The organism is Clostridium sp. CAG:43 (assembly GCF_000434655.1).
GTDB classification, from domain to species: Bacteria; Bacillota; Clostridia; order Lachnospirales; family Lachnospiraceae; genus Otoolea; species Otoolea fessa.
In genome coordinates, this window is the sequence record NZ_FR895069.1 from 1,388 (window position 1) to 9,644 (window position 8,257).

Genomic DNA, 8,257 nt, shown 5'->3' on the forward strand with positions numbered 1-8,257 from the left:
AACAAAACTTCACAAAATCATTCATCGTCCGCGTCATCGCCGCCGGATGATAAGCAAATCCAATCGTTCGGTTTCGGATTGGCACTTCCAGCGGGAGTTCGATCAGCGAACCATCCTTTAATTCTTCCCGCACAAACTCGCGGATCACACATCCGATTCCAAGTCCCGTTTTGGCAAATTCAATCAGAAGATCCATCGTCGTCGCCTCTAAAATCTGCTTCGGTTCAATTCCGTGCTCTGCAAAGTACGCGTCAATGTGCGTGCGCGTCATATTGCTACGGTCGAGCAGCAGGATTGTCCCGGATTCGAACGGATCGACATCGGCACCTTCGCGGATCCGCAGATTTTCCAGATACGACCGGGTACAGACAAAGGTGTCCTCGATTCGCATGACTGGGAGAAATGAAAGGCTGCGGCGGTTTTTCGGCTCGGCGATCAGACCGATGTCGAGTTTCTGCTGTTCCAACATCGAGATTGTGCGTGCAGTGTCCTGACTTTCAATCAAAATGCGGACATGCGGGTACTGCGCGATAAATCCCTTTAAATAAGGAAGAAGAATATATTTGCACAGCGTGTTGCTGACGCCGATCTTGAGCTGTCCGATGTGGAGGTTCTGGATCTGTTTTAGCTCATTTTCACCGCGCTCCAGTGCTTCAAAGGCGGCTTCCACATGCTGAAATAAGACCTGTCCCTCTGCGGTCAGGGAGACACCGCGGGAATTGCGGATAAAAAGTGCCATGCCGAGGCTTTCTTCCAGCTTGCTGATTGATTTGCTGATCGCGGGCTGACTGATAAAAAGTTCCTTGGCGGCGCGGGAAATATTACCGGCGCGTGCAACGGCGTAGAAAATACGGTACTGGGTTAAATGTTGTTCCATAATACTCCTTTATATCTATAAAGTTACTGTTCACGCATACGTGCCCAGTAACGGAATTTGCCGTGGCTTCGCATTTAAATACGGCAAATTCCTGCTGCCACCACGTTTTCTTACGGCACTTTCGGTTTCAAAAGTGCCTACTCGTGAACAGTGACACTATAACTTCGACTCATAGTATCTATTAATAATATATATTTGTATTATAACAGAACCGGTGCTATAATACAAACATAAAAAAGCAAAAGATGGCAGCGGCACCGTTGGAACAGAGTTTTTTCCTATAACAGTAAGGGCATCGGAGCCGTTACCAAGTATGTATATGCAGGAGGAAATAAATCATGGGAATGACAATGACACAGAAGATCCTGGCAGCGCACGCGGGTCTTGCAGAGGTAAAAGCAGGACAGTTGATCGAAGCAGATCTGGATCTGGTTCTTGGAAATGATATCACAACGCCGGTAGCGGTCAATGAGATGAAGAAGATGGACAACCAGACGGTATTCAATCATGACAAAATTGCGCTGGTTATGGATCATTTTATCCCGAATAAGGATATCAAGTCGGCGGAAAACTGCAAATGCTGTCGTGAATTTGCCTGTCGTCATGATATCACCAACTATTTTGACGTAGGAGAGATGGGAATCGAGCATGCACTCCTTCCGGAAAAAGGTCTGGTTGTAGCAGGTGACGCAGTCATCGGTGCGGATTCCCATACCTGTACATACGGCGCACTTGGCGCATTCTCTACAGGTGTCGGCAGTACCGATATGGCAGCTGGCATGGTAACCGGTAAGGCTTGGTTCAAGGTACCGTCCGCGATCAAGTTCAACCTGATCGGCAAACCGGCAAAATGGGTCAGTGGTAAAGATGTCATTCTTCACATTATCGGTATGATCGGCGTAGATGGCGCGCTGTACCGTTCCATGGAGTTTGTCGGCGAGGGCATCAAAAACCTTTCCATGGATGACCGTTTCACGATCTGCAACATGGCGATCGAGGCAGGCGGCAAGAACGGTATCTTTCCGGTTGATGAGAAGACCATCGAGTACTTAAAAGAGCATTCTAAACGTGATTTCAAGGTATATGAGGCAGATCCGGATGCAGAGTATGACGAAGAGTACACCATAGACTTATCCGAGTTAAAGCCGACCGTATCCTTCCCGCACCTTCCGGAGAATACGAGAACGATCGATGAGGTGGGTGACATTGCGATCGATCAGGTTGTCATTGGCTCCTGTACGAACGGACGTATCGAGGATATGCGTATCGCAGCTGAGATCTTAAAGGGCAGAAAAGTGAAAAAAGGTCTGCGTTGCATCGTGATTCCGGCGACACAGGCGATCTATTTACAGTCCATGAAAGAGGGACTTTTAGAGACCTTCATCGAGGCTGGTGCCGTTGTCAGCACTCCGACCTGCGGTCCGTGCCTGGGCGGTTATATGGGTATTCTGGCAGAAGGCGAGAGATGTGTATCCACGACCAACCGTAACTTCGTTGGACGTATGGGACACGTGGATTCTGAGATTTATCTGGCAAGCCCGGCAGTGGCAGCAGCCAGCGCCATTACCGGAAAAGTGAGCGGACCGGCGGAACTGGGACTGTAATAGGCATAAAAGTTTAGGAATAAGTAAAATGGATGTAACGGTTCAGTAGATCTGCGCGTGACTGTGAAGGTACTGAACAGTTACAAACGGATATTACGGTTCGGGGAAGGGGTTCCTTCAATCGCAGGTGTCGTCTCGTGAATTGGAATAAAATAACAGGATAAATCGCAGGAGGATATAGAAATGAAAGCAAATGGACATGTATTTAAATATGGAGACAATGTAGATACAGACGTTATCATCCCGGCAAGATACTTAAACTCTCCGGATGGCAACGAGCTGGCAAAACATTGTATGGAAGATATTGATAAAGAGTTTGTAAATAAAGTACAGAAGGGTGATATCATCGTAGCAAATAAGAACTTTGGCTGCGGTTCTTCCCGCGAGCATGCGCCGCTGGCAATCAAGTGTGCAGGTGTAAGCTGTGTTATTGCTGAGACGTTTGCACGTATTTTCTACCGCAACTCTATTAATATCGGTCTGCCGATCATCGAGTGCCCGGAGGCTGCAAAAGCAATCGCGGCTGGTGATGAGGTAGAGGTTGATTTTGACAGCGGTGTGATTACCGATAAAACTACCGGCCAGAGCTTCCAGGGGCAGGCGTTCCCGGAGTTCATGCAGAAGATCATCACAGCCGGTGGACTGGTAAACTATATCAACCAGAAATAAGAGGAGTGCACTAAATCTGTCTCCAGAAAGGGTTTAGCTTATGACAAAAACAAACGTAATGCGTCTTTTAGACGCGGCTGGAATCAATTATGAAGCAGGCGAGTATGAAGTAGATGAGGACGACTTATCCGGCAGCCATGCGGCGGATATGATGGGGATGGACCATGACACGATGTTCAAAACGCTCGTTTTAAAGGGCGATAAGAACGGCTATCTGGTCTGCTGTATCCCGGTCGATGAGGAGCTGGACCTGAAAAAGGTGGCAAAGGCTTCCAAGGACAAGAAAGTGGAGATGATCCATATGAAGGAACTTCTTCCGCTGACCGGCTATATGCGAGGTGGTTGTTCCCCGATCGGCATGAAAAAGAAGTTCCCTACTTATATAGAAGAAACAGCGCAGATTTTCGACAAAATCAGCATCAGCGCGGGTCAGAGAGGCGTTCAGGTCATTCTGAATCCGGAGGAACTTGCAAAATATGTGGATGCACAGTTTGTAGCGCTGATCTAGAGTGGTAAGGAGTCTGTCTGACACCTTTACAGATACAATAATTGTTCTATTACAGTTGACATAAAAAACAGGCGACTTGATTCGCCTGTTTTTTTGACGGGCAGAATTTAACAGAATTGTAAAAAAATGAAAATTTTATACCAGCCAAAGTTTATAAAAAATGGAAAGAAAAAGCAAAAAAGTTTATAAAATGCTCACATAAATATTAAGGAAAAGTTAAATGAGAATGTGATTTGTCACAAAAATGTAAAAAAGACGTTGACTTTGAAGCCGGAAACCACATATAATGTCTCCCGTCACTTGAAGGAAGCGGCACAGGCAGAGAGGATCTGTCCTTAGCTGTCAGAAAAAATCAGACAGCCAAAGAAGATGCCGCAGATGTTAAATGGCAGTCAGACCGGTTTTGGGAGGACTGCACTGATAGAAAGAGGAGAGTGTATGCCAAGCATTGACACATTTCTTCAGACTGCTTATCAGTTTATAAAGGCATTATTTGTCCGTGTGACAAAAAGGATGTACCGGACCGCAGCCGTATTGATGACGGGGGCAGCGGTTGTGACGGTGATAGCATTTAATTCGGTCAGTTTTGGCGGCGTTGGCAAAAATGCAGCCTCGGCACACCGGGAATATCCGGATGATGTGGAACTGACAGAAATGCTGCAGTCAGAAGAAACGACAGAGACAGAGAGCTTATCAGAATTTACGATTCTCGCCTCCAACGAGGAAAGTCAGCATCTACTCGGACAGAGGCTGGAGCAGGGGATTCAGGATGAACTTGCGAAGGAAGCTCTGGAAGTAGAGGTAATCGAACGAGAAGTACGAATGCAGACCCAGCAGGCGGCGCAGGAAGCAGAAGAACGGGAGCGCCGGGAACGCGCAGTCATCTCTTACAGCGATGAAGATTACAGTGTTCTGCAGAAAATTGTGCAGGCGGAGGCGGGTGTGTGCGACGACAGGGGAAAGATACTGGTTGCAAATGTAATCATCAACCGGGTGAAAAACAAGAAATTCCCGAACAGCGTCAAAGCCGTTGTGTACGAACCATCCCAGTTCTCACCGGTACTGGATGGAACGATCAACAGCTGTAAGGTAACGCAGCAGACAATTGACTGCGTCAACCGTGCACTGGAAGGCGAGGATTACTCGGGCGGCGCCCTGTACTTCATGAACCGCGGAATCTCTGCTTCCTCCAATGTACGCTGGTTCGATGGCAAGCTGACCTATGTCATGCAGCATGGTGGACATGAATTTTACAAATAAAGAGTGAAACACGTTACTGTTCACGGGTAGGCACTTTTGGAACCGAAAGTGCCGTAAGAAAACGTGGTGGCAGCAGGAATTTGCCGTATTTAAATGCGAAGCCACGGCAAATTCCGTTACTGGGCACGTATGCGTGAACAGTAACTGAAACGCAGAAAAGAAAGATGGCTGGAGAAAAGTTGTCTTTCTTTTTTGCGTAAAATGTATTAGAATGGTCGTAAGCAATGAAAACGTATTTTTTTCAAGCTGGTGTGCTGCGGAGTAATGCACTGCGGACTACAATAAGGAGAACGAACCATATGAACCATATCATACTATTTGACCTCGACGGAACCCTTACAGATCCGAAGGAAGGCATCACAAAGTCTGTCCAGCATGCGCTGCAGGCATACGGGATCGATGAGCCGGATCTGGATAAACTGTGTCCGTTCATCGGACCGCCGCTGTCGGACAGTTTTAAAGAATATTACGGATTCAGCGAAGCGCAGGCGCGCGAAGCGATCGACCATTTCCACGAATATTTTACGAAACAGGGAATGTTTGAAAATAAAGTCTATCCGGGAATCCGGGAGATGCTGACACGTTTAAAGGATGCCGGTCTTACGCTGGCGGTGGCAACCTCGAAGCCGGAACCGTTTGCTATTCAGATTCTGGAGCATTTTGATCTGCTTTCCTACTTTACCCTGGTTGGCGGGGCGGATATGGAGGAGATCCGGGTCCGCAAAGGCGATGTGATTGCCTACACGCTGGACCGTCTGGGAACAACACCGGAGGAATCGAAGGTTATCATGGTGGGCGACCGGAAACACGATATTATCGGGGCGCATGAAAATCAGCTCCCATGTGCGGCAGTGCTGTATGGATATGGTTCCCGGGAAGAGTTTACGGAAAATGGGGCAGACTACCAGATTGAGACGGTGGAAGAGCTGGGAGATTTCCTGATGAAGTGGGGAGAAGTATAAAAGACAAAAAGGAGCTTCTTAAAAGAGATAGAGAGAGGGATAACCTGAACAGTAACAACCTGACCGCATTATCAGAAAATGGAACTTGAAAAAACATCCGACTTGCGGTATAATAGCCGTATCAAAAGAGAATATTTGTAATTCCTGGGATGCTCGACAACTCTTGCTTTTTTTGAACCTACATTTTGACTAACGGGATTCCAATATTTTTAGATGGATGTCAGGCCTCCTCTCGAGTGGAAGACAGAAATCTAAGTGAGGTTGCCCACCTAGCAGCGCTAGGCGTCAATATGGTAAGAGCCGGCATTTTGGGGTTACAAAGGATAAAAGCAGCGAGCAATCGCTGCTTTCTCTGTAAAAGAAAGTGTGTAAAGAAAATGTAACATTTTCCAGAAGCACATTGTAAAATCAGAAAAGAGGAACGGATAAGAACATAAGTATGGAAAAAAGAGATTTCAAAGAATACATTTATATGGGTATGACGGCAGTTTTGGTGATTGCGGTCTGCATACTGCTCTGGTTCAGCATCCAACACTGGGATGTGGTGTCGGCGGGCACCCACAAGATTGTGAAAATCCTCGCGCCGATTCTCTGCGGTGCGGTGTTGACATATCTGACCGCCCCGGCATATAACTGGGTAGCAGGGATCGTGGAAAAGACCCTTGGTTCTGTCACTAAGAATTCCAAATACGTCCGCGGTGCAGCCCGGATGCTTGCGACGGCAGCCAGTCTGGGGCTGGTTATTGTGCTTGTGGTAGGAATGTTCCAGCTCATGATCCCGCAGCTGATCGAGAGTTTGATTGGTATTCAGGATTCATTTCCGCTGTATGTGCAGAATGTGTATGAATGGATTCAGCGTATTTTGAAAAATAATCCGGAGATCGAAAATATGGTTTTGAGCAGTTTTGAAAATAACCTGGCAGTTTTTCAGAACTGGGCGGAGAAATCGTTTACCAACATCGATATGCACCGGATTGGACAGATCGTGACAGGTGTTTCCAGCAGTGTGCTGGGAGTCCTGGAATTTATCAAAAACTGGCTGATCGGTCTGATCGTCATGGTGTATCTGTTAAATATTAAAGATACACTGGCAGCACAGGGAAAGAAGATTGTTTATGGCTGCCTGAATCTAAGACAGGCGAATCTGGTAATCGAGGAGATCCGGTTTATCAATCAGATGTTCGGCGGCTTCATCATCGGCAAGCTGGTGGATTCCCTCATTATCGGTGTTATCTGTTTCATCGGTGTGACGATCTTAAATATGCCGTTCCCGATGCTTTTGAGTGTCATTATCGGTGTGACGAATGTGATACCTTTTTTTGGACCGTTCATCGGTGCGATACCGGCAGCGTTCCTGGTATTCTTAGTCAGTCCGCTCCAGTGTGTGTATTTCCTCATCTGGATTCTGCTTCTGCAGCAGTTTGACGGCAATATTCTGGGACCGAAGATCCTGGGAAATTCGACAGGGCTTTCGAGTTTCTGGGTGCTGTTTTCGATTCTCTTCTTTGGCGGACTCTTTGGTTTCGTCGGCATGATTATCGCAGTACCGGCATTTGCGGTTATCTATGACTTGATCTCCCGCGCGGTGCACCGGTCGCTGCGGCTTCGGAAATTGCCGATGGAGACAGACGAATACCGGAAGTTAGACCACATTGATGAGAAAACGGGAATGTTTATGGAGTTAAATAAAAAGTGACTGTGAATGAGAAAGGACAGTTAAAAAATAAAGGCGGCTGGAGAAATATGGAAAAGAAAACAGGCAGATCGCGAAAGGCAGTACAGCCTCTGAAACCTAAAAAGCTGGTTTACTGGGCAGTGGCGATTCCGGCTTTTCTGGCACTCCTGCTCTTTGCAATTGTATTTTTGGATCACTCGGATAATGATATTTCACGCGCCATGGCATCGAAAGCTATGGCGTTATCATTTGCAGACCGGGACGACATCGTTGCGTCGCAGGGAGAACACGGAAGCCATTTTGGAATGCCGGATCAGGATGAATGGTATGCCAAATATATTGACTATATGATTGAGGAAGGCTATCTGGAGCCGGGAGACGAGAAGATAAGTAAAAGCTACGCAATGGGCGCACTGACCTATGGCGAAGCGGCATATGCGGCGGATCGCGTTTCAAAAGGGCTTTCGAGCGCCCTGAATGTATCTAAAAATAAATATAAAAAGGCAATGCCGAAGGAAGAATGGTGGCTGTTTTATGAGTCATTCTTAAAAAAGGCAGATTCGGAAAATGCGGTCAAAAAACAGAAGCTGGTGCTTTATGGAACACCGAAAAATGTGAAGGAAGCAGCGGCATGGACGGCATATACGGATCAGGGAACGATGAATTTTGAGGGCGTGTCGCTGGATGCCTGCATCGATCGGA

General features: G+C 47.1%; 7 protein-coding genes, 1 other RNA gene and 1 pseudogene. 8 read left to right on the forward strand and 1 reads right to left on the reverse strand.

From position 1 onward, the window contains the following. Window positions 1–877, reverse strand: an 877-nt coding sequence (locus QVO97_RS05510) for a LysR family transcriptional regulator (protein WP_288189056.1), incomplete at its 3' end; no start/stop codon positions are given. A 338-nt stretch (window positions 878–1,215) separates the two neighbouring features. Here QVO97_RS05510 and leuC point away from each other — a divergent pair. From leuC to QVO97_RS05550, 8 genes and pseudogenes are all read left to right on the forward strand, one after another. Beyond that, the gene (leuC, locus tag QVO97_RS05515) at window positions 1,216–2,481 is read left to right on the forward strand and encodes a 3-isopropylmalate dehydratase large subunit (RefSeq protein ID WP_022359392.1); all 1,266 of its coding nucleotides are present in this window, start codon (window positions 1,216–1,218) and stop codon (window positions 2,479–2,481) included. A 183-nt stretch (window positions 2,482–2,664) separates the two neighbouring features. After that, window positions 2,665–3,150 carry a 3-isopropylmalate dehydratase small subunit gene (gene leuD / locus QVO97_RS05520; RefSeq protein WP_022359393.1) on the forward strand — a complete coding sequence of 162 codons (486 nt, stop codon included), beginning with the start codon at window positions 2,665–2,667 and terminating at the stop codon, window positions 3,148–3,150. Window positions 3,151–3,190: 40 nt separating this feature from the next. Continuing rightward, window positions 3,191–3,658, forward strand: coding sequence for a Cys-tRNA(Pro) deacylase (gene ybaK / locus QVO97_RS05525; RefSeq protein ID WP_022359394.1), 468 nt, complete (start codon window positions 3,191–3,193; stop codon window positions 3,656–3,658). Window positions 3,659–4,096: 438 nt separating this feature from the next. Further along, a complete protein-coding gene (locus QVO97_RS05530; RefSeq protein WP_022359395.1) occupies window positions 4,097–4,918 on the forward strand; it encodes a cell wall hydrolase in 822 nt (273 codons plus the stop codon). Window positions 4,919–5,217: 299 nt separating this feature from the next. Then, window positions 5,218–5,880 (forward strand): HAD family hydrolase, encoded by a 663-nt coding sequence (locus tag QVO97_RS05535; RefSeq protein WP_022359396.1) that lies wholly within the window; start codon window positions 5,218–5,220, stop codon window positions 5,878–5,880. A 138-nt stretch (window positions 5,881–6,018) separates the two neighbouring features. Beyond that, window positions 6,019–6,199, forward strand: a non-coding RNA gene (ssrS, locus tag QVO97_RS05540) — 6S RNA. Window positions 6,200–6,319: 120 nt separating this feature from the next. Then, on the forward strand, window positions 6,320–7,576 hold the full coding sequence (locus QVO97_RS05545) for an AI-2E family transporter (protein ID WP_022359397.1): 1,257 nt from the start codon (window positions 6,320–6,322) through the stop codon (window positions 7,574–7,576). Window positions 7,577–7,623: 47 nt separating this feature from the next. Next, window positions 7,624–8,257, forward strand: a pseudogene (locus tag QVO97_RS05550) (stage II sporulation protein SpoIID); the annotation flags it as partial.

Bases quoted from the DNA above. Each gene is read 5' to 3' on its own strand.
- ybaK (WP_022359394.1), top strand. From the start codon at position 3,191: ATGACAAAAACAAACGTAATGCGTCTTTTAGACGCGGCTGGAATCAAT.
- QVO97_RS05545 (WP_022359397.1), top strand. From the start codon at position 6,320: ATGGAAAAAAGAGATTTCAAAGAATACATTTATATGGGTATGACGGCA.
- leuD (WP_022359393.1), top strand. From the start codon at position 2,665: ATGAAAGCAAATGGACATGTATTTAAATATGGAGACAATGTAGATACA.
- QVO97_RS05530 (WP_022359395.1), top strand. From the start codon at position 4,097: ATGCCAAGCATTGACACATTTCTTCAGACTGCTTATCAGTTTATAAAG.
- leuC (WP_022359392.1), top strand. From the start codon at position 1,216: ATGGGAATGACAATGACACAGAAGATCCTGGCAGCGCACGCGGGTCTT.
- QVO97_RS05535 (WP_022359396.1), top strand. From the start codon at position 5,218: ATGAACCATATCATACTATTTGACCTCGACGGAACCCTTACAGATCCG.